The sequence below is a fragment of the Kribbella rubisoli genome (assembly GCF_004217145.1).
Classification (GTDB): Bacteria; Actinomycetota; Actinomycetes; order Propionibacteriales; family Kribbellaceae; genus Kribbella; species Kribbella rubisoli.
Genome location: NZ_SHKR01000012.1, coordinates 203,528 through 224,393, shown reverse-complemented (window position 1 = coordinate 224,393; position 20,866 = coordinate 203,528). Strand labels below are relative to the sequence as shown.

Below are 20,866 nucleotides of genomic sequence, written 5' to 3'. Positions count from 1 at the left end.
ATGTGCAGCACCTGTGGGTGCGGGGGCGAGGACGGCAGCACCCGCGTGACGCTGGTCGATGGCCACACCCACGATCACACCCACGATCACGACCACGCACATGACCACCCGCACGACCACGGGACCCGGACCGTGCTGCTCGAGCAGGACATCCTGGCGAAGAACGACCTGCTCGCCGCGGCCACCAGACACCGGCTGACCGAGCACGCGATCACCGCGATCAACCTGATGAGCTCCCCCGGCTCCGGCAAGACCACGCTGCTCGAGCGCACCATCACCGACCTCGACGGCCGCCGCGAGACCCTCGTGATCGAGGGCGACCAGGAGACCTGGCTGGACGCCCAGCGGATCCGGTCCACCGGCAGCAAGGTGGTCCAGATCAACACCGGAGCCGGCTGTCACCTGGACGCGCAGATGCTCGACCGCGGCCTGGCCGAGCTCGCCCCGCCCGACGGCTCGCTGGTGTTCGTCGAGAACGTCGGCAACCTCGTCTGCCCGGCGCTGTTCGACCTCGGCGAGGCGGCCCGGGTGGTGATCATCTCGGTCACCGAGGGCGCCGACAAACCTGCCAAGTACCCGTACATGTTCCGCACCGCCGACCTCGTCCTGCTCAACAAGATCGACCTGCTCCCGTACGTCGACTTCGACGTCGACCTGTGCCTCGAGCTGATCCACCGGGTGAAGCCCGACGTCGAACTGCTGCCCGTCTCCGCAACCCGCGGCGACGGCCTGGACGCCTGGCACGACTGGCTGGCTAACAGATCCTCGGCAGCTGCTCCCCGATCGGAGTATCCACGACGCGGGTAGCACCGAAGGCCGTGCGCGTCACGACCATCCCCGGATGCGCCGCCACACATTCGCCGATGATCGCGGCGTCCGTGCCCAGCGGGTCCGCCTGCATCGCCGCGAGTACGGCGTCCGCTTCGTCGCGCGGCACGATCGCGAGCAGCTTGCCCTCGTTCGCGACGTACAGCGGATCGAGTCCCAGGAACGAGCACGCATTGGCGACCGTCTCGGGCACCGGCAGGGCGCTCTCGGTCAGCTCGATGCCGACGCCGGCCGACTTCGCGATCTCGTTGAGCGAGGTCGCGACGCCGCCCCGGGTCGGATCACGCAGGACGTGCAGGTCGGGGCACACCGCGAGCATCGTCGCGACCAGGTCGTTCAGCGGCGCACAGTCGCTGACCACCTCGGTGCCGAACGAGATGCCCTCCCGCACACTCATGATCGCGATCCCGTGTACGCCGATCTGGCCGCTGACGATGACTACATCGCCCGGTACGGCGCGCTGCGGACGGATGTCGACGCCGGCCGGGACCAGGCCGATACCGGCGGTGTTGATGTAGACGCCGTCGCCATGCCCCGCGTCCACGACCTTGGTGTCGCCGGTCGCGACGGTGACGCCGGCTCGCCGCGCCGCATCCCCGAGGTCCGCCGCGATCCGGCCGACCACGGACAGCTCGACGCCCTCCTCGAGGATGAAGCCGCAGGACAGGTACGCCGCCTGGGCGCCGCTCATCGCCAGATCGTTGACCGTCCCGTTGACGGCCAGGTGCCCGATGCTGCCGCCGGGGAAGAACAACGGCTGGACGACGAAGGAGTCCGTCGAGAACGCGAGCCGCGCGTCCCCGAGGGTGAACACCGCCGAGTCCGCCATGCCGCCGAGCACCGGGTTCGCGAACGCGGGGACGAAGAGATGCTCGATCAGCTCGGCCGACATCTGTCCGCCGCCGCCGTGCCCCATGACAACGTTCGGGTGGTCGCGCAGCGGCAGCGGGCAGGTCCAGCCGTCGAAGTCGAGCACCGGTTCAGCCACCGGTCGTCACCACCTCGGTGGGTGTCTCCAGCCGGCGATACAGGTAGTACGCCGCACATGCGCCCTCGCTCGACACCATCGTGGCGCCGAGCGGGTTGCGCGGCGTACAGATTGTCCCGAACGCGGAGCACTCGTGCGGCTTGATGAGACCCTGCAGGACCTCGCCGCTGCGGCACACGGTCGACTCCTCCGTCGCGATGTCGCGGACGTGGAAGCGGTACTCCGCGTCGTACTCGCGGTAGCGCTCGGACAATCGCCAGCCGCTCTGCGGGATCATCCCGATCCCCCGCCAGGCCCGGTCGGTGGACTCGAACACGTCGGCCAGCATCGCCTTCGCCGCCGGGTTGCCCTCGTCCTTCACCGCCCGGCGGTAAGCGTTCTCGACCACGTGCTCGCCCTTCTCCAACTGGCTGACCGTGCGCAGAATCCCAGCCAGGATGTCGAGCGGTTCGAAGCCGGTCACGACGATCGGTACGCCGTACTTGTCCGCGAGCTCCGGGTACTCGGCCGTGCCCATCACACTGCAGACGTGGCCCGCGGCGAGGAAGCCCTGGACCCGGCAGCTCGGCGATTGCATGATCGCCTCGATCGCGGGCGGCACCCGGACGTGGGAGACGAGCAGGCTGAAGTTCGGGATGCCGAGCTTCTTGGCCTGGTACACGGTCATCGCGTTCGGCGGGGCGGTGGTCTCGAACCCGATACCGAAGAACACGACCTGCTTGTCGGGGTTCTGCTGCGCGAGCTGCAGCGCGTCCAGCGGCGAGTAGACGACCCGGACGTCACCGCCCTGGCTCTTGATCCGGAACAGGTCGCGACCGCTGCCGGGCACGCGCAACATGTCGCCGAACGAGCAGAAGATCACGCCCGGCTGGGCCGCGATCTCGAGCGCCTTGTCGATCGTCTCCAGCGGCGTCACACAGACCGGGCAGCCGGGGCCGTGGATCATCTCGACGGCGTCCGGCAGCAGCTGGTCGATGCCGTGCCGGACGATCGTGTGCGTCTGCCCGCCGCAGACCTCCATGACCGCCCACGGTTTGGTCGCGGTGGCGTGGATCTGGTCGACCAGCTTGCCGGCCAGCACCGGATCGCTGAACTCCTCGAGGTACTTCATCTCTCAGCCTCCCAGTCGGTGCCAGGTGGGCGGCGCTCACCGGCTTGCCGAGCGGCCAGACCCCACTGGTCGCCGAATTCCTCCTCGAGCGCACCGAGCTTGCGGTACAACGCGAGCGACTGCATCGCGGACTCCTCGTCGAGTCGCTGCAACGCGAAGCCGACATGCACGATGGTGTATTCACCCACCTGCAGATCAGGCAGGTATTCCAGGCAGACGTCCTTCAGCACACCGCCGAAGTCGACCTGCCCCATCCGGGTACCGTCTTCGTCCCGGATCTCCACGACCCTTCCCGGCACGGCCAGACACATGATGTTCCCTCCCCTACCGGACCCGGGCTGCCACGGCCAGCTGCCCGAGGGCGATCCCGGCGTCGGTCGGCGGAACCCGGCGATGCCGCAGTACGGCGAAGCCGGCGCCGGTCAACGCCCTGGTAGTTGCTGATAGCAACACTTTGTTGACGAACACGCCGCCGGACAGCCCGACGGTGGTCAATCCTTCGGCGGCGCGGGCCCGTTCGGCCAGCGTCACCATCAGTTCGGCCAGCCCCTGGTGGAAGCGGGCGCTCATGACGCTCGGCGGCACTCCGGCCAGCACGTCGCGCACGACCGCGGCCAGCAACGGCGCCGGGTCGATCTGCTCTCCGTCGACGTCGAACCCGTAGGCCCCGAGTCCTTCGTCGGACGAGGCCGTCCCCTCCAGCTCGATCGCCGCCTGCGCCTCGTAGCCGACCCGATGACACACCCCGGCCAGCGACGAGACCGCATCGAACAACCTGCCCATGCTGGACGTCGGCGTACACGCGATGTCGTGATCCAACTGGGCCTCGAGCAGGTCCAACTCGCGGCACGCCTGAACGGACGGCAGACGTGGATCCCAGCCCAGTCCCGCGGCGCGCAGGTGCGACAACGCCATCCGGCACGGATTGCGAACCCCGGCGTCGCCGCCCGGCAGCGGCACGTACTTCAGATGCGCATACCGTTCGAAGCCGTCGTACCCGGTCAGCAGCACCTCGCCGCCCCACACCGCGCCGTCGTCGCCGTACCCGGTCCCGTCGAAGGCGAACCCGATGATCTCGCCGCAATACCTGTGCTCTGCCATCAACGACGCCAGATGCGCATGATGATGCTGTACGCCGACCACCTGGCGACCGTCCGCGTGCCGCTCGGCCCACTGCCGCGAACGGTACGACGGGTGCTTGTCCGTCACGAGCAGCTCGGGCCGTACGCCGGTCAACTCCTCGAGGTGCTGCTCGGCCCGCTCGAAGGCCTGCAACGTCGCGAGGTCGTCCATGTCGCCGACATGTGCCGAGAGCCAGGCGTAGCGCCCCTCGCCGAGGCAGAACGTGTTCTTCAGGTCACCGCCGACCGCCAGCGCGGGCCGGACCGGAACGGGCAGGTCGACCGGGAACGGCGCATACCCACGAGACCGCCGTACCGGCAGCTCGGTCGTGTCGACGATTCGTACGACGGAGTCGTCGCAGGGCACGTGGATCGGACGGTCGTGACCGAGCCATGCGTCGGCCAGACCGTCCAGCCGGGTCATCGCCTCGTCGTCAGTGGTCACGATCGGCTCGCCGGACAGGTTGCCGCTCGTCATCACCAGCACACCGGGACCGGGCTGGTCGAACAAGAGCCGGTGCAGCGGCGTGTACGGCAGCATCACACCGAGATCAGGGTTGCCGGGGGCAACGGCTTCGGCGACCGTCGCGCCCGGCCGGCGCCGGAGCAGCACGATCGGGTGACGGATGCCGGTGAGCAGCTCCTCCTCGTCGGCGTCGACCTCGGCGATCCGCCGGGCCGTGTCGAGATCGGCGGCCATCACGGCGAACGGCTTGTCACCCCGGTCCTTGCGCTTGCGCAGCGTCGTCACGACCGCCTGATCGGAGGCGTCACAGACCAGATGGAAGCCGCCGATCCCCTTGACCGCGAGGATCGCCCCGTCGACCAGCAGAGCATGCGCCGACGCCAGCGCGTCTTCGTCGTACGCCGTCTCGAGGCCGGGCTGCACGAGCTGCAGCCGCGGGCCGCAGGCCGGACAGGCAATCGGCTGGGCGTGGAACCTGCGGTCGGCGGGATCGGCGTACTCGCGCGCGCAGTCGGGGCAGAGCGGGAAGCCGGACATCGTCGTGGCGGGCCGGTCGTAGGGCAGGCCGGTGATGATCGTGAAGCGCGGACCGCAGTTGGTGCAGCTGATGAACGGATGCCGGTACCGCCGGTCGGACGGGTCGGCGAATTCGGACCAGCAGTCCGCGCAGGTCGCGACATCCGGTGAGACGAGTGTGCGGCCGGCTCCGGCCGTGGAGTCGAGGATGGTGAACTCGGTACCACCCGCCACCGGCAGCGACTCCATTGCAACGGTCGAGACAACGGCCAGCGGCGGTGCGTCGACGCGGATGCGGTCCGCGAAGTCGCTGACCGCCGCGTCGGGTCCTTCGACCTCGGCGACGACTCCGGACGCGGTGTTACCGACCTGGCCGGACAGCCCGAGCTCCCGCGCCAGGGAGTAGACGAACGGACGGAAGCCGACGCCCTGGACGACGCCTGTGACCAGCACCCGGGTGCGTACCCGCTCCGGTTCGTTCGTGATGCTCACCCCGCCGGGCGAAAAGAAATGGCGAATTCCGCGAACAACGGACAAATCGCACACTAAACCCGCGCCCGGTCCCATGCCAGAGATCACGGACCGAAGATCTCGTGCACCTTGCGGAGGTCCCGCATGCGCGGTTCGGTGTCGCCGCGCAGCCACCTGCTGATGGTCCGCACCGACACCCCGATCCGCTGCGCGGCCGCCTCCTGGGACAGTCCCTGGCCGCGCAGTACGCCGGTCAGCCAGTCGGCGAACGGCTCGGCCGCGGGCAGCACCCGATGGACGCCGGCGCCGTGCAGTACTTCGACCTCAACGCCGTCGGGGAAGATCCGTACGGTGACGTCGAAGACGTTGTCCTTCGCCCCGGCGGCGGCCAGCAACGCGGCCGTGATGGCCTGGTACAGCGCCTGCCGCTCCTCGGTCTCCAGCGTGATCGGCTCGAGCGCCTCGCGGACGAACTGCTCGGCGTCCGGCAGCGATCCCGGCCGGGCCGGGAAGACCTGGGAGGCCACGACCACGGGCGAGACGAACACCTCGCGACCGGGATCGTCGTCCATTGCCCGAGAATATCGGTGGAAGAGCCGTAAATAAGCTTCTCCGGAATGTCCTGGAATCCCCGAATCCCGGATTTCCGGACACCGCCATTAATAGCAGACACAAGTGTCTGTCCGTCCGCCCACGACCGTCGTACGGTCGAAACGATCGGCATTCCGGGAGTGACGGAGGGTGGGGTCGTGTCCACGACGCTGGAACCGGGGCAGGCGCAGCAGGAGACCGACGAGGGTGTCGTCCACATCCTCTGGATGAACGGCGGGCTGAGCTGCGACGGCGACTCGGTCGCCCTGACCGCGGCCACCCAGCCCAGTATCGAGGAGATCGTCCTCGGCGCCCTGCCCGGGCTGCCCCGGATCGCGGTGCACTGGCCGCTGATCGACTTCGAGTGCGGACCGGAGACCGGCGCGGACAACTTCATCGCCTGGTGGCACAAGGCCGACCGCGGCGAGCTCGAGCCGTTCGTGCTGGTGGTCGAGGGCTCGATCCCGAACGAGGCGGTGCACGGCACGGACGGCTACTGGGCCGGCTTCGGCAACAACCCGGCCACCGGGCAGCCGATGAAGACGTCGGAGTGGCTGGACCGGCTGGCCCCGAAGGCGACCGCGGTCGTTGCCGTCGGCACCTGTGCGACGTACGGCGGGATCCACGCGATGGCAGGAAATCCGACCGGCGCCATGGGAGTGCCCGACTACCTCGGCTGGAGCTGGAAGTCCAAGGCCGGTCTGCCGATCGTCTGCGTGCCAGGTTGCCCGATCCACCCCGACAACCTGTCCGAGACGCTCGTCTACCTGCTCTACCAAGTAGCCGGCCAGGCCCCGATGATCCCGCTGGACGCCGAACTGCGGCCGCAGTGGCTGTTCGGCCGGACCGTGCACGAAGGCTGCGACCGGGCCGGGTACTACGAGCAGGGCGACTTCGCGAAGGAGTACGGCTCGCCCAAATGCCTGGTGAAGCTGGGCTGCTGGGGTCCGGTGGTCAACTGCAACGTGCCCAAGCGCGGCTGGATCAACGGCGTCGGCGGCTGCCCGAACGTCGGCGGTATCTGCATCGCCTGCACGATGCCCGGATTCCCGGACAAATTCATGCCGTTCATGGACGAACCGCCGGGCAGCAAGATCTCCACTACCGCGAGCATGGTCTACGGCACCGTGATCCGCCGGTTGCGCAAGTACACCCTGAACGCGGGCAACAAGGAACCGAAGTGGCGGCGCAAGGGCTCCGAACTCGCCACCGGCTACGAGAAGGTGTGGTAGGCCATGACCACCACCGACCCCAAAGTCAGGCCGGAAACGACCGGTTCGAAGAGTTCCGACGTCGTCGAGATGGCGTGGGACCCGATCACCCGGATCGTCGGCAGCCTGGGTATCTACGCGAACGTGAACTTCAAGTCGAAGACCGTCGAGGAGTGCCACAGCACCTCGTCGATCTTCCGCGGCTACAGCATCTTCATGAAGGGCAAGGACCCGCGCGACGCGCATTTCATCACCAGCCGGATCTGCGGGATCTGCGGTGACAACCACGCCACCTGCTCGGTCTACGCGCAGAACATGGCGTACGGCGTCGCGCCGCCGCCCCTCGGCGAGTGGATCGTCAACCTCGGCGAAGCAGCGGAGTACATGTTCGACCACAACATCTTCCAGGAGAACCTGGTCGGGGTGGACTACTGCGAGCGGATGGTCAAGGAGACCAACCCCGGCGTCCTCGAGCTGGCGAACCGGACCGAGGCGCCGCACGCAGCCGACCACGGTTACCGGACCATCGGCGACATCATGCGTTCGCTCAACCCGCTGGAGGGTGAGTTCTACCGCGAGGCGCTGCACGTCAGCCGCTACACCCGCGAGATGTTCTGCCTGATGGAGGGCCGGCACGTCCACCCGTCCACGCTGTACCCGGGCGGCGTCGGCACGGTCGCGACCATCCAGCTCTTCACCGACTACCTGACCCGGCTGATGCGCTACATCGAGTTCATGAAGAAGGTCGTGCCGCTGCACGACGACCTGTTCGACTTCTTCTACGAGGCGCTGCCCGGCTACGAGCACGTCGGCGAGCGGCGGATCCTGCTCGGCTGCTGGGGCAGTCTGCAGGACCCGGCGATCTGCGACTTCAGCTACGAGAAGATGGAAGCCTGGGGCCGGCGGATGTTCGTCACCCCCGGCGTGATCGTGGACGGCCAGTTGGTCACCAACAGCCTGCTCGACATCAACCTCGGCCTGCGGATCCTGCTCGGCAGTTCGTACTACGAGGACTGGGCCGACGGCTCGCACGAGAAGTTCGTCGACATCGACCCGCTCGGCAACCCGATCGACGTCCGGCACCCGTGGAACCAGCACACGCTGCCCAAGCCGCAGAAGCGCGACTTCTCCAACGCCTACAGCTGGACCATGTCGCCGCGCTGGTTCGACGGCAAGGACCATCTCGCCCTCGACACCGGCGGCGGACCGATCGCCCGGCTCTGGTCGACGGCGCTGTCCGGCCTGGTCAACACCGACTACATCCAGGCCACCGGCCACAGCGTGAAGATCCAGCTCCCGCGGACCGCGCTCAAGCCGGCCACGGAGTACGAGTGGAAGATCCCGCAGTGGAGCAACGCGATCGAGCGGAACCGGGCCCGGACCTACTTCCAGGCGTACGCCGCCGCGCTCGCGCTGCACTTCTGCGAAAAGGCGATGGCTGAGGTCAGGGCCGGGCGGACCGAGACATGGACGCCGTTCAAGGTCCCGGACAACGCGATTTCCTGCGGCTTCACCGAGGCGGTCCGCGGCGTGCTCTCCCACCACATGGTGATCCGGGACGGCAAGATCGCGAACTACCACCCGTACCCGCCGACCCCGTGGAACGGCAGCGTCCGGGACAGCTACGGCACCCCCGGCCCGTACGAGGACGCCGTACAGAACACGCCGATCTTCGAGGAGAATCCACCGGAGCGGTTCAAGGGCATCGACATCATGCGGGCGGTCCGCAGCTTCGATCCCTGCCTGCCGTGCGGTGTGCACATGTATGTCGGCAACGGTCAGGAGAAGACGCACCTGCATTCGCCGTCCATCGCCGTAGCGCCGTACTGAGATGGACAGACACGACGTCCAGGAGCTGAGCGAACGGATCGACGTCCTGCTGGACGAGGTTCAGCGGCGCGCCGACCCCAAGCTTGCCGGACAGGTGGAGGAACTGGTCCGCGCGGTGCTGACTCTGCACGGCGCCGGCCTCGGACAACTGCTGAGCCTGCTCGACGAGCCGCAGGTACGGCAGTTGGCCGGGGACGATCTGGTCGCCGGCCTCCTCCTGCTGCACGACCTGCATCCCGACGACATCGCCACCCGGATCCAGCACGCGCTCGACTCGGTCCGTCCGTACCTGGGCTCGCACGCGGGCGGTATCGACTACCTCGGCATCGACGACGACGGCGTCGTACACCTGCGGCTGCAAGGCAGTTGTGACGGCTGCCCCGGGTCGACTGCCACGGTCCGCCTGACGGTCGAGAACGCGGTGCTCGACGCGGCCCCGGAGGCGATCGCGGTCGACGTCGAAGGCATGGTGAAGGACAAGCAGAACCTATTGACCATCGAGCCGTTCCGCCCCCACCGGGACGGCTGGCACCAGCTGGACCTGGCCCCACCCCCCGGCCAGGTCCAGCACCGAACTGTCGGCGGCCTCGACGTGCTGCTGGCCAACCTGGCCGGCACGTTGTTCGCCTACCGGAACAACTGCCCGGCGTGCTCGTCGGCTCTACACCACGCCCAACTGGACGGCGATCGGCTCACGTGCCCGCGCTGCACAGCGGAGTACGACGTACGCCTGGCCGGGCGGGCTGTCGAGGGCGCCGTACCGCTTGAAGCCCTGCCGCTGCTGCCCGAGGGCTCAGGCTGGAAGGTCGCGATCCCGGGGGTGCAACCGGCGTGAAACCACCCCCCACCCTGCGTTCGCTCGCGCGGAACAAGCCTCGTCCGGTCGTCGATCCGGTTGCGGTTCTGCGCGAGTTCACGGGTGGGGTCCGGGAGCAGTCGGCACCAGGTGAGCAGTGCGAGATGTGCGCCGTACCGATCGGGATTCAGCACTCGCATCTGGCCGACGTGGAAGGTCATCGGCTGCTCTGCACGTGCCGGGCGTGCTATTTGCTGTTCACCGACCACGGCGCATCGCACGGACACTACAGAGCGGTGCCCGAGCGCTATCGGGCCGACACCGAGTTCGCCCTGACCGCGGCGCAGTGGGACGCGATGGGGATCCCGGTCAACCTGGCCTTCCTCTTCTACCAGTCGGACCAGGGCCGGTACGTCGCCTTCTACCCGAGCCCGGGCGGCGCAACCGAGTCGCTGCTCGACCTGACCGCCTGGAACGAGGTCGTGGCCGGCGATCCGCTCCTGCAGGAGCTCGTCCCGGACCTGGAGGCCGTGCTGCTGCATCGGGTCGACGGCGGGTTCGAGTGCCATCTGGTGCCGATCGACGCCTGCTACCAACTGGTCGGGATCGTCCGGCAGTACTGGGAAGGCTTCGCCGGCGGCGAGGACGTCTGGCAGCGGATCGACGAGTTCTTCGCGGGGATCCGGGAGCGCGGCCGTGGTTGACCTGGACTTCAGCTGTACCGGCGCCGAAGCCGATCGGTACGCCGCGGCGCCGTCGATCCGGCTGCGGCTGCGGATCGAGGAGACGACCGGCACACCCGTCCATGCGCTGGCGATGCGCTGCCAGATCAGGATCGAGCCGATCCGGCGCCGCTACACCGACGAGGAGGCCGAAGGGCTGGCCGACCTGTTCGGCGAGCGGGCCCGCTGGGGTGAGACGTTGAAGCCGCTGCAACTGGCGTTCGTCACCCAGATGGTGCCCGGCTTCACCGGCGCGACCGAGGTCGACCTGCACCTGCCGTGCAGCTACGACTTCGACGTCGCCGCCCACAAGTACCTGTACGCGGTGCGCGAGGACGCCGTACCGCTGCTGCTGTTGTTCAACGGGACGATCTTCACCGGTCGCCCCGGCACCCTCTCGGTCACACCGGTCGCCTGGCAGAAGGAGACGACGTACGAGCTGCCGGTCACGGTGTGGCGAGAGGCGATGGACCAGCACTTCCCGGGTGCCGCGTGGCTTCGGCTGCGGCAGGACACCTTCGACCGGCTGTACCGGTACCGCACGCGGGAAGCCCTGCCCGGCTGGGACGACGCGATCGAGCGACTCCTGAAGGAACACCTGGAATGAACGAGTTCGACGCCGTCCAGGAGCTCGCGGACGCGCTGCTTTTCGAGGGCTACGTCCTCTACCCGTACCGCGCCTCGGACGGAAAGAACCGGGTCCGCTGGCAGTTCGGCGTCCTGATGCCGCCGGACTACGCGCTGGTGGACCCGTCCGAGCGGTCCTGGTCGCAGACCGAGTGCCTGCTCGACGGCGACGACGCGGTGCTCACCGTGCGGTTGCGCTTCCTGCAGGCGCAATGGCGACACGTGCTGAACGCCGACAAGGCCGAGGTCACCTTCCTGGCGACCGACGACGCGACGTACCGCCCGTGGGACGAGGCGGTAGTGCGTACGGTCGACATCACGACGCGCTTGCAGCGATTCCCCCGCGAGGTGCCGTTCCACCTTCCGGGCGGCACCGAGACCGAGGCGATCGGCACGGTCGGTTTCCTCCGCCGGACCCGGCAACCGATCACGGGGACCGTCGCCCTGAGCCTCAAGAAGCTGCCCGGCCCGTACGGCGTCACCCGGCTGCGGATCCGGGTCGAGAACACCACCCCGAACGGCAGCTCGGAACGGGTCGGCGCGCTCCGGCAGGCGTTGATCGCCCACCACGTCATGGCGGCCGCCGACGGGGGCCGGTTCATCTCTTTGCTGGAGCCGCCCGAGTGGGCCAGAGCCTACGCGGCCGGCTGTGACAACGTCGGCCTCTACCCGGTGCTGGCCGGCGATCTGCTGCTGTCGTCGCCGATCATCCTGTACGACCACCCGAGGATCGCGCCGGAGAGCGCCGGCGACCTGTACGACGCGACCGAGATCGACGAGATCCTCAGCCTGCGCACGATGACGCTGACCGAGGAGGAGAAACGCGAGGTTCGCGGCACCGACCCGCGCACGGCCGAGCTGCTCGATCGGATCGACTCGATGCCGCCGGAGTTCCAGGACCGGTTGCACGGCACGATCCGCTACCTGCGCAAGGTGACCGAACCGGAGCCGGTCAGCAAACCCTGGTGGGATCCCGGCAACGACGCGTCGGTCTCGCCGTCGACCGACACGGTCCAGGTCGGTGATGTTGCCGTCGGCAACGGTACGAAGGTTCGGCTGCGACCGGGCGTACGGCGGGCGGACGCGCAGGACATGTTCCTGACCGGACGGCTCGGCACGGTGGTCGCCGTACTGTCCGATGTCGACGGGGAGACGCATGTCGCGGTCGCGCTGGACGGCGAGGAAGGCGAAGTACAGCGCTCGCACGGCCGGTACCTGTATTTCAGCCCGGATGAACTGGAGCCGTTGCAATGAGTGTTCTCGTGGCCGGCCTGGGCAACGTGTTCTGCAGTGACGACGCCTTCGGAGTCGCAGTCGTCGCGGAGCTGTCCCAGCACATCCTGCCCGACGGCGTCGAAGTACGGGACTTCGGAATCCGCGGGATCCACCTGGCCTATCAACTGCTCGACCCCTACGACCTGGTGGTTCTGGTCGACACGGTCGAGCGGGGCGGGCCGCCGGGGACGGTCTACCTGATCGAGGCCGAGCCCGGCGCGGAGCCCGGTCCGGAGGTGAGCATGGACGCTCACGACCTCGGACCGGACGCTGTGCTCTCGCTTGTGCCGCGACTCGGTGGCACTGTAGGTCCTGTTGTCGTGGTCGGCTGCGAACCGGCCGCCGTCGACGCCGGGATCGGACTGTCGGTGGCAGTCCAGGACGCGGTCGGGACGGCGGCGCAGCTGGTGGTCGACCTGGTCACCGGACAGGTCGCCGGACCGGCATCCCGGCCCGGTGTGGTGGAGGGGACGTTGTGATGCGCTGGATGCTGATAGCCGTCGTACTGCTGCTGCTCATCGGGGTGGGCTACTACGGACTGGAAGACGTCCGCCGCTACCTGCGGCTGAGGGACATGTAACGCGATGTGCCTGGGCATCCCGGGCCGGGTGGTCGATTGTCCGGACGGCGCCGCCCTCGGCCGGGTCGAGGTGGCGGGAGTCGTCCGCGATATCAACGTGACGCTGCTCGACGGGCCGTTCCTGCCCGGTGAGTACGTGCTGATCCACAGCGGGTTCGCGCTCGAGCGGATGTCGCCGGAACGCGCCGCCGACGCGTTCGCGTTCTTCGGGGCCGAGCTGTGAACGGGCCGGCGATGTTCGCGCGGTACGCGTTCGCGCCCAACCAGCTCGGGTACTGCGGTCCCGCGGACGCCGGCGCCCTGCTCGAGGGCCGGACCGGCGTCCGGTTCCGCGCGCTGGCGAAACAGTTCGAGGGCGCCTGGCCGCAGCTGCGGGTGATCGCCGCGGCCACCGGTACGGCGGATCCGCTCGACCGCGAGGTAGTCGAGGCGTACTGGGTGGGCAATCGCTTGCTCGACCGGGCCGGCGGCGCCGACGACGGGCTGCCGCATCACAGTTTCCAGGTGTTCTGCCATTACCCGTGGGCGGGCCTGCTGCACGACGAACGCCGTACCGAGCATGCGCTGCAGGTGCTCGATCAGTGCCGGATCCGCTGGGGCAAGGTGATCTCGGCGGCCGGCGGTCAGGTCGTCGTCGAGTCGCGGCCGCTGGTCTGGGACGGCGTACGGCTGGGTCTTGGCCTACCCAGCCGGGACACGGCGACGCTCGGGCTCGGCAACGTGGAGCTGATCGAGCCGCTGCGGCCGGGCGACTGGGTCTCGCTGCACTGGGGCTGGGTCTGCGACCGGTTGTCGCCGCCGCAGTTGGTTGCCTTGCGCCACTATTCGGCGTACCACCTGGAGCTGGTGAATCAGCGCCTCGGCGGCCGCACCGGGATGTCCGGGCCGAGGATCCCATGACCGTCGGGCTGGCCAACCACTCCGGTTGAGTTCAGCACTGCGGGCCGCGACACCGGCCGGTGGTCCGGCGGGCCGGCCCGATCCGGCTCCCACCGAGCCGGATCCTCGGTCATGCCGAGCAGATAGGTCACGGTGCAGTCGAGCGCCCCGGCCAGCTCGGGCAATCGCACCACATCGACCCCGGCGCCGTGCTCGAAACTGGACAAGGTCTTGTTGGTGGTCCGGATCCCGCGACGCGCCAGCCGGCTGACGAGCTGCTTCTGCGTCAGCCCGAGCTGCAACCGCCGGGCCCGCAACCGGTGGCTGACCACCAGATGCCGGTCAACAGCGACCTCGCTGCGATCCTCGAACATGCACCTACCCCCTGCAGCAACCCTCTCGTGCAGCTCCGGGCGCGTCAATCGCCCGGCGGCCTGGATTCCATCTCCGCCAGGGCGTGCACCGTGTACCGCGCGAAGTTGAAGACCGGAGCGCGCCCCAACAATCGTTCGAACTCCTCGTGCGAGTCCACCTCGTAGATCCACGCCCCGCCGTGCGATCCGACCACGTGGTACCGCGCCAGCACCTTGCCTTCACGCTCCAGCCGCTGCCCGTACTCCGGCATCGCCCCCACCGCCCGAGCCATCTCCGGCGACAGCAAACTCAACTCCATCCGCCACAACACCAGAAACTTCATCGTCAGCTCCTCAGGTGGAGGCGGCGGGCGGCTTCGGCTACCGAGCCGGAGATGGAGGGGTAGACGGTGAAGGACTGGGCTACCTGGTCGACGGTCAGGCGGGCGCCTACGGCCAGGGAGATCGGGTGGATGAGTTCGCTGGCTCGGGGGGCTACGACGACGCCGCCGACGATGATGCCGGTGTTCGGGAGGCAGAAGAGCTTGACGAAGCCGTCGCGGACGCCCTGCATCTTGGCGCGGGCGTTGTCAGCCAGCGCGACCTTGACGACCATCGCCGTGCTGCCGCCGGCGTCGACGACCGCCTGGGACAGGCCGACGGTGGCGATCTCGGGGGCGGTGAAGACGTTCGCGGAGACCGTTGACTGGTCCAACGGTGTGACCGCGTCGCCGAGGGCGTGCGCCATCGCGATCCGGCCCTGCATCGCGGCCACCGAGGCGAGCATGAGTACGCCGGTGCAGTCGCCGGCCGCATAGACGCCGCGGGCCGTCGTACGCGACACCTTGTCGACCTGCACGAACCCGCCGTCGGTCAGCGACACGCCCGACTCGACCAGATTCATGTCATCGGTGTTCGGCAGCGATCCGACCGCGAGCAGCGCGTGCGAACCCTCGACCTTCCGGCCGTCGGTCAGCGTCACCACGACCCCGTCGCCCTGCCGCTTCACCGACTCGGCCCGGGACTTGCTCAGCACGGTCAGCCCGCGGCGCTTGAACACGTCCTCCAGGACCGCCGCCGCGTCAGCATCCTCGCCCGGCAGGACCCGGTCCCGCGACGACACCAGCACGACGTCGCTGCCGAGTGCGTCGTACGCGCTGGCGAACTCCGCACCCGTCACCCCGGACCCGACCACGATCAGCCGCTCGGGCAGCTCGTCGAGCTCGTAGACCTGCTCCCAGGTCAGGATCCGTTCGCCGTCCGGCTCGGAGCCCTTGAGGATGCGCGGCCTTGCACCGGTAGCGATCAGGATCACATCGGCGTCCAGCCGCTCGTCGCCGACGACCACGGTCTCCGGCCCGTCGAGCCGGCCGCGGCCCCGGATGATCCGGACCTTGTCGCGGTCCAGCCGGCGCTCGATGCCCTCGGACTGGGCGGCCGCCAGCGCCTTGACCCGTTTGTTGACGACGGAGAGATCGACACGCACGGAGTTGGCCGGATTGTCGTCCCCGTCGTCGAGCCGGACACCCAGCTCGCCGGCCTCCTCGACCTCGGTCATCACCTCGGCGGTGGCGATCAAGGTCTTGCTCGGAACGGCGTCAGTGCGCACCCCGGAACCGCCGATTCCATCGGAATCGACGACCGTCACCTCCCCGCCGAGTTGGGCGGCCGCACTCGCCGCTTCGTACCCGCCAGGACCGCCACCGATGATCACAACTCGCGCCACGAGAGGCCATTCTTCCGTATCCTCTTTTTCCGTGACCCTGTACGCCGCGTTTGCGTCGAATCTGGACCCGAACCTGATGGCCGACCGGTGCCCGTACTCCCCGCTGCGCGGGACCGGGTGGATCCACGGCTGGCGCCTCACCTTCGGCGGCGAGGAGCTCGGCTGGGAGGGCTCGATGGCCACCGTGGTCGAGGACCTGTCCGACCCCGCCAATCAGGTCTTCGTCGCGCTGTACGACGTCCACCCGAAGGACGTCGAGCGCCTGGACGAGTGGGAATGGATCGACCAGGACGTCTACAGCAAGATCCAGGTCCGGGTGCAGACCCTGGACGGCGAGCAGCTGGCCTGGATGTACGTGCTGAACGCCTACGAGGGCGGCCTGCCCTCGGCCCGCTACCTGGGCATCCTCGCCGAGGCCGCCGAGGCCGCCGGCGCCCCGGACGACTACGTGGCAGACCTGCGTTCACGCCCTTGTCAGTCGTCTGGTCATTAGAGTTCGCATGTGACCCAAGATCTGAAGGCCGCCGCCGAGGCGTGGCTGAGCGAAGACCCTGACCCTGACACCCGCGCCGAGCTGCAGGCGCTGCTGGACTCTGGGGACACCACTGAGCTGGCCGACCGCTTCGCCGGCACGCTCGAGTTCGGTACGGCGGGTCTGCGCGGAGCCGTCGGCGCGGGACCGAACCGGATGAACCGCGTCGTCGTGATCCGCGCCGCCGCCGGACTCGCGGCGTACCTGAAGGCCAAGGGTCTGACCGACGGTCCGGTCCTGATCGGGTACGACGCCCGGCACAAGTCCGACGTCTTCGCCCAGGACACCGCGGCTGTGATGCGCGGCGCCGGGCTGGACGCCGTACTGCTGGACCGGCCGGCCCCGACGCCGGTCGTCGCCTTCGGGATCGGGCACCTGCGTGCGGTCGCCGGCGTGGTCGTGACCGCGTCACACAACCCGCCGCAGGACAACGGCTACAAGGTCTACCTGGGCGACGGCTCGCAGATCGTGCCGCCCGCCGACGCGGAGATCGCGGCCGCCATCGCCGCTGTCGGGCCGCTGGCCGAGGTACAGCGCGGCGACGACTGGCAGACCACTGGTGACGACCTCCTGAACGCGTATCTGGACCGCATCGCCGACCTGGTGCCGGCGGATGCGCCGCGCGAGCTGAACGTCGCTTACACGCCGCTGCACGGCGTCGGGCGGACCCTGGTCGAGGCCGCGGTCGCCCGCGCGGGGTTCGCCGTACCGCAGGTGGTGTCGTCGCAGGCCGACCCGGACCCCGACTTCCCGACCGTCTCGTTCCCGAACCCGGAGGAGCCGGGCGCGATCGACGCAGCGCTGGAGTTGGCCCGCTCGATCGGCGCGGACATCGCGGTCGCGAACGACCCGGACGCGGACCGGTGCGCGGTTGCCATCCCGAATCCGCACAGCCCGGACGCGTCGGCCGACGGCGGCTGGCGGATGCTGCGCGGTGACGAGCTGGGCGCGCTGCTCGGTGAGTTCCTGCTGGCGCCGCGCCCGAACGGGGTCGCCGCGTGCTCGATCGTGTCGTCGTCGCTGCTCGGCAAGATCGCCGCGTCGTACGGCGTCCGGTACGTCGAGACGCTGACCGGGTTCAAGTGGATCGGTCGGGTGCCGGAGCTGGTGTTCGGGTACGAAGAGGCCCTCGGGTACTGCGTCGACCCGGCGGCTGTGAAGGACAAGGACGGCGTGTCGACGCTGGTCCGCGTACTGCAGCTGGCCGCGCAGGCGAAGGCCGCGGGGCGCACGTTGCAGGATCTACTGGACGATCTGGCGGTCAAGCACGGTCTGCACGCGACCGACCAGCTGGCGGTACGGGTCGACGACCTTTCGCTGATCGCTCAGGCAATGGAACGGCTTCGGTCCACGCCGCCCACGACCCTGGGCGACTACACCGTCGAACGGATCGACGACCTGAGCCAGGGGTCCGAATCGCTGCCCCCGACGGACGGTCTGCGGTACACGCTGTCCGACGGGGCCCGTGTGGTCGTCCGGCCGTCCGGCACGGAGCCGAAGCTGAAGTGCTACCTGGAAGTGGTCGTGCCGGTCACCACAGATGTCGCTGACGCTCGGCGCCGGGCAGGCGAGAACCTGTCCGGCATCAAGCAAACCTTGTCGACCGCGCTGGGTCTGTAGCCACGAAGCAGCTGGGGAGCACCTGGCGGGTGGCTCCCCGGCTTCAGCGTGCGGCTGCGGCGGCTTCGGCTTCCTCGGCGTGCAGGGAGCTCTGCAGCGACGAGTGCAGGATGCGGAGCGTGCTGGTCGACTGCATCAGCGCGTCCCGCTCGTCCGGGTTGCGGTTGGCGAGGGCGGTGATGTCGTTGATGCTGGCCTCGATCCGGGCGATCCGGTCGGCGACCGAACCCTCCTGACTGCTGGCCTTGCGGATCGCGTCGGACGTGACCGTCCAGACGTCTTCCTTGTCGTTGGTCCGCCGCGACATGTCCACCATCTGGCTCAGCGCCGCGAGGTCGTGGTCGACCTGGGTGCGCTCCACCGGTGAGGTGATGCCGGTCGTCGCCTGCCGGAGCCGGGTGACGTGCCCGGACAGCTCCGACCAGGTGGAACGACCGCTCTTGATCTTGTCCAGCACCTTGGCGTACTCGGTGTTGAACTCGTCGTAGTTCACTGTCCTTGACTCCTGCCGTTCGAGGCTCGACTCAGAAACTGTAGGGCGTCCGCACCCGAAACAAGTAACCACACGATCGCGGATCGTGCAGGTGTCGCCAAAACGCAACAGCCGCCCGGTACGCCAACGCGTACCGGGCGGCTGAGTTACGTCAGATTCGCAGCGAGATCAGGCGACGTACGCCGAAGACGCGTTGAAGGTGTTGCAGTTGCCCGCGACCGTGTAGCTGTGCCGCGCGTTGAAGCCCGCGGTCACCCAGAACGCGTGGTTCTTGATCGAACCGTGGTCCCGCACGCCGCCCGGCTGGTCGCCGCTGTTGCTGATCACCCAGTTGTACTGGGTCATGAAGCCGCCGCTGAACGGGTAGTTGCGCTTGTTCGCGCCGTCCACGGCACCGCCCAGGCAGGACGCCTGCAGCTCACGACGACGGCTCTCCTCGAGCTGCGCGGCGTAGGTGCTGAAGGCGTTCTGACGCGCCCAGGACGCGTTCAGGATGCCGGTGAGCCACTGGACGTGGTGACCGTACTCGTGCGACAGCGTGAAGGTCGCGTACGCACGCGCCATCGTCGGGCTCTGCGCCCAGTAGTTGATGATCACGTACGCCGGAACGTAGATGTACCCATTGCCGACACCGCAGAAGAACGCGGTACCGCCGGTGACCACGCCACACGGCGAGTTGACCGCGCTCGAGTTGTGGACGACCAGCTTCGGCGCCACCTTGTACGCCGCGCCGGCCTGCTTCAGCGGCAGGGCCCAGGAGCCGTAGAGGCACTTGTACAGGTTGTTCTCGTAAGCGACGACTCCCGCGAACGTGCGCAGCGAGACGTTGAGCTCCTTGCACTTCGACGTGGGGATCGCGCCGGTCTTGTACAGCTTGTTGTAGCGCACGACGTTCGTCAGCGACGACTTCGTGGTGAGTCCGTCTCCAGCCGGCGGCGGACCGGCCACCAGACCGGTGCCGATCTCGATCGGCTTCGTGGCGGCGGCCTGCGAAGCCGCAGCCGTCGTCGTGCTGGAGGTCTGCGCGGCCTGGGCGTTCGGCAGCGCCAGCGCGGCGAAGCCGGCCAGGGCACCGACCGTGGCCACGCCACGCAGGGTGATGCGGGAGAGGTTGACCATGAGCTCCACTCTCGATGTGTCTAGGGACCTGTCGGACCAATCCTGGGGTGCACAGGGGTTCACCCGAGCTTGAACACGGGTTCTGACGCCGCGATTCGCGCCACAGTTCCCCTCATTGCCCCACTTTTCCGCCCAGGAATCGCAACTGGTCAGGGAGCATACGCCGCCAGTAACCGGGGGTGTGCGCCCCGGCCTGCTGTCCGCCGGCCGCGTGCAACTGCTCGCGCAGCTCGTGCGCGGCCGGCGCGAACGGATCGTCCCGGCCGCAGTCGATGCGGACGGCAACATCCCGGAAGCCGACCCGCCGGCCGAACACCTGGCTCTGGTTGAAGTCCTCGGGCCCGTCGAACGCACCAGCCTGTACTTCGTCGTACTCGCGGTAGAGCGCCGGGCTGAGTGCCCCGACCGCGACCGCTCGCGACGACGGCCGGACCTGTCGCTGCCAGTACTGCAGTGCTACCCAGAGCAGTGCGCCGTACCCGCCCATCGACCAGCCGAGGACGCCGTACCGGCCGGTCCGCAGGCCGCGATCGGCCAACAGGGGAAGGAATTCCTGGTCGAGCATGAACCCGGGATCGTTGCCATCGGCCCGTCGATGCCAGTAGCTGTTCTGCCCGCCGTCGACGGTCGCGAGCGCGAAGGCCGGCGTACCCGCCCGAACCGTCGCGGTCAGGTACCGGTCGATGCCGAGGTCGTTGATCGCGGATGTGTGGTCGCCCCCACGACCGTGCAGGACGAGGACGACGGGCAGCTCCGCCGAGGCGTCGTACCCGTCGGGGTAGATGACGCTGTAGCCGACCTCGGTACGGCGGCCGAACGAGTTGAAGCTGCCCGATACCACTGGACCGGCGGGCACGTCGGGTACGACGCCGTCCGGGCCGGTGAGGCCGAGAGCGTCGTGCACCCGCGCCCGGCCGGCGATCGCGCCGCTCTCCAGGGCTGCTACCCCGGCGACTCCGACCACGCCTGCCGCGACCCCGGTACGGAGAAGGACGCGGCGACTGAGCACGC

At 68.7% G+C, this 20,866-nt stretch carries 23 protein-coding genes; 12 read left to right on the top strand and 11 right to left on the bottom strand.

Features of this window, described 5'->3' with window-relative positions; translation table 11 throughout:
• The gene (gene hypB, locus EV645_RS15290; RefSeq protein ID WP_130444230.1) at positions 1–807 is read left to right on the top strand and encodes a hydrogenase nickel incorporation protein HypB; all 807 of its coding nucleotides are present in this window, start codon (positions 1–3) and stop codon (positions 805–807) included.
• Here the strand turns inward: hypB and hypE are convergent.
• The 5 genes from hypE to EV645_RS15265 all read right to left on the bottom strand — a co-directional run bounded on the left by hypE (position 755) and on the right by EV645_RS15265 (position 6,073).
• On the bottom strand, positions 755–1,816 hold the full coding sequence (gene hypE, locus EV645_RS15285; protein WP_277877041.1) for a hydrogenase expression/formation protein HypE: 1,062 nt from the start codon (positions 1,814–1,816) through the stop codon (positions 755–757). The two genes, hypB and hypE, sit on opposite strands and share 53 nt — an antisense overlap.
• Positions 1,809–2,927, bottom strand: coding sequence for a hydrogenase formation protein HypD (gene hypD / locus EV645_RS15280; RefSeq protein WP_130444228.1), 1,119 nt, complete (start codon positions 2,925–2,927; stop codon positions 1,809–1,811). The genes hypE and hypD overlap by 8 nt, the downstream gene beginning before the upstream one ends.
• Positions 2,924–3,238: a HypC/HybG/HupF family hydrogenase formation chaperone gene (locus tag EV645_RS15275; RefSeq protein ID WP_130444226.1), complete on the bottom strand. Its 315-nt coding sequence runs from the start codon at positions 3,236–3,238 to the stop codon at positions 2,924–2,926. The genes hypD and EV645_RS15275 overlap by 4 nt, the downstream gene beginning before the upstream one ends.
• 13 nt (positions 3,239–3,251) lie before the next feature.
• Positions 3,252–5,522: a carbamoyltransferase HypF gene (hypF, locus tag EV645_RS15270; RefSeq protein WP_198681643.1), complete on the bottom strand. Its 2,271-nt coding sequence runs from the start codon at positions 5,520–5,522 to the stop codon at positions 3,252–3,254.
• Positions 5,523–5,605: 83 nt separating this feature from the next.
• Positions 5,606–6,073, bottom strand: a complete 468-nt coding sequence (locus tag EV645_RS15265) for a helix-turn-helix domain-containing protein (protein WP_130444224.1) — start codon at positions 6,071–6,073, stop codon at positions 5,606–5,608.
• 177 nt (positions 6,074–6,250) lie between these two features.
• Here EV645_RS15265 and EV645_RS15260 point away from each other — a divergent pair, with 177 nt between their 5' ends.
• From EV645_RS15260 to EV645_RS15220, 9 genes are all read left to right on the top strand, one after another.
• Positions 6,251–7,324, top strand: coding sequence for an NADH-quinone oxidoreductase subunit B family protein (locus tag EV645_RS15260; protein WP_198681642.1), 1,074 nt, complete (start codon positions 6,251–6,253; stop codon positions 7,322–7,324).
• Between the two features lie 3 nt (positions 7,325–7,327).
• Positions 7,328–9,133 carry a nickel-dependent hydrogenase large subunit gene (locus EV645_RS15255; RefSeq protein WP_130444222.1) on the top strand — a complete coding sequence of 602 codons (1,806 nt, stop codon included), beginning with the start codon at positions 7,328–7,330 and terminating at the stop codon, positions 9,131–9,133.
• Position 9,134: 1 nt separating this feature from the next.
• Positions 9,135–9,968: a NifU family protein gene (locus EV645_RS15250; protein ID WP_130444221.1), complete on the top strand. Its 834-nt coding sequence runs from the start codon at positions 9,135–9,137 to the stop codon at positions 9,966–9,968.
• Positions 9,965–10,633 (top strand): DUF5947 family protein, encoded by a 669-nt coding sequence (locus EV645_RS15245; protein ID WP_198681641.1) that lies wholly within the window; start codon positions 9,965–9,967, stop codon positions 10,631–10,633. The genes EV645_RS15250 and EV645_RS15245 overlap by 4 nt, the downstream gene beginning before the upstream one ends.
• Positions 10,626–11,258, top strand: coding sequence for a DUF6084 family protein (locus EV645_RS15240; protein WP_130444219.1), 633 nt, complete (start codon positions 10,626–10,628; stop codon positions 11,256–11,258). Before EV645_RS15245 ends, EV645_RS15240 begins: the two co-directional genes overlap by 8 nt.
• Positions 11,255–12,532: a hypothetical protein gene (locus EV645_RS15235; protein WP_130444217.1), complete on the top strand. Its 1,278-nt coding sequence runs from the start codon at positions 11,255–11,257 to the stop codon at positions 12,530–12,532. The genes EV645_RS15240 and EV645_RS15235 overlap by 4 nt, the downstream gene beginning before the upstream one ends.
• A complete protein-coding gene (locus EV645_RS15230) occupies positions 12,529–13,032 on the top strand; it encodes a hydrogenase maturation protease (RefSeq protein WP_130444215.1) in 504 nt (167 codons plus the stop codon). The genes EV645_RS15235 and EV645_RS15230 overlap by 4 nt, the downstream gene beginning before the upstream one ends.
• 105 nt (positions 13,033–13,137) lie before the next feature.
• The gene (locus EV645_RS15225) at positions 13,138–13,356 is read left to right on the top strand and encodes a HypC/HybG/HupF family hydrogenase formation chaperone (protein ID WP_130444213.1); all 219 of its coding nucleotides are present in this window, start codon (positions 13,138–13,140) and stop codon (positions 13,354–13,356) included.
• Positions 13,353–14,033, top strand: coding sequence for a DUF6390 family protein (locus tag EV645_RS15220; protein WP_198681640.1), 681 nt, complete (start codon positions 13,353–13,355; stop codon positions 14,031–14,033). Before EV645_RS15225 ends, EV645_RS15220 begins: the two co-directional genes overlap by 4 nt.
• Here the strand turns inward: EV645_RS15220 and EV645_RS15215 are convergent.
• From EV645_RS15215 to EV645_RS15205, 3 genes are read right to left on the bottom strand one after another with little or no spacing between them, the layout of a single operon-like run.
• The gene (locus tag EV645_RS15215; protein WP_130444211.1) at positions 13,985–14,386 is read right to left on the bottom strand and encodes a helix-turn-helix domain-containing protein; all 402 of its coding nucleotides are present in this window, start codon (positions 14,384–14,386) and stop codon (positions 13,985–13,987) included. The genes EV645_RS15220 and EV645_RS15215 overlap by 49 nt on opposite strands.
• Before the next feature lie 44 nt (positions 14,387–14,430).
• Positions 14,431–14,709, bottom strand: coding sequence for a muconolactone Delta-isomerase family protein (locus EV645_RS15210; RefSeq protein WP_130444209.1), 279 nt, complete (start codon positions 14,707–14,709; stop codon positions 14,431–14,433).
• A gap of 2 nt (positions 14,710–14,711) precedes the next feature.
• A complete protein-coding gene (locus tag EV645_RS15205) occupies positions 14,712–16,091 on the bottom strand; it encodes an NAD(P)H-quinone dehydrogenase (RefSeq protein WP_130444207.1) in 1,380 nt (459 codons plus the stop codon).
• 31 nt (positions 16,092–16,122) lie between these two features.
• Between EV645_RS15205 and EV645_RS15200 the strand changes: the two genes are divergently transcribed.
• The gene (locus tag EV645_RS15200) at positions 16,123–16,584 is read left to right on the top strand and encodes a gamma-glutamylcyclotransferase (protein ID WP_130444205.1); all 462 of its coding nucleotides are present in this window, start codon (positions 16,123–16,125) and stop codon (positions 16,582–16,584) included.
• 9 nt (positions 16,585–16,593) lie between these two features.
• Positions 16,594–18,243: a phospho-sugar mutase gene (locus EV645_RS15195; protein ID WP_130444204.1), complete on the top strand. Its 1,650-nt coding sequence runs from the start codon at positions 16,594–16,596 to the stop codon at positions 18,241–18,243.
• Positions 18,244–18,286: 43 nt separating this feature from the next.
• On the opposite strand, the gene EV645_RS15190 is transcribed toward EV645_RS15195, so the two are convergent.
• The 3 genes from EV645_RS15190 to EV645_RS15180 all read right to left on the bottom strand — a co-directional run bounded on the left by EV645_RS15190 (position 18,287) and on the right by EV645_RS15180 (position 20,864).
• Positions 18,287–18,736, bottom strand: a complete 450-nt coding sequence (locus EV645_RS15190; RefSeq protein ID WP_130444202.1) for a hypothetical protein — start codon at positions 18,734–18,736, stop codon at positions 18,287–18,289.
• Between the two features lie 168 nt (positions 18,737–18,904).
• Entirely contained in the window at positions 18,905–19,855 is a 951-nt protein-coding gene (locus EV645_RS15185; protein ID WP_130444200.1) for a neutral zinc metallopeptidase, read from the bottom strand.
• A 112-nt stretch (positions 19,856–19,967) separates the two neighbouring features.
• The gene (locus EV645_RS15180) at positions 19,968–20,864 is read right to left on the bottom strand and encodes an alpha/beta hydrolase (protein WP_130444198.1); all 897 of its coding nucleotides are present in this window, start codon (positions 20,862–20,864) and stop codon (positions 19,968–19,970) included.
• Between the last annotated feature and the right edge of the window lie 2 nt (positions 20,865–20,866).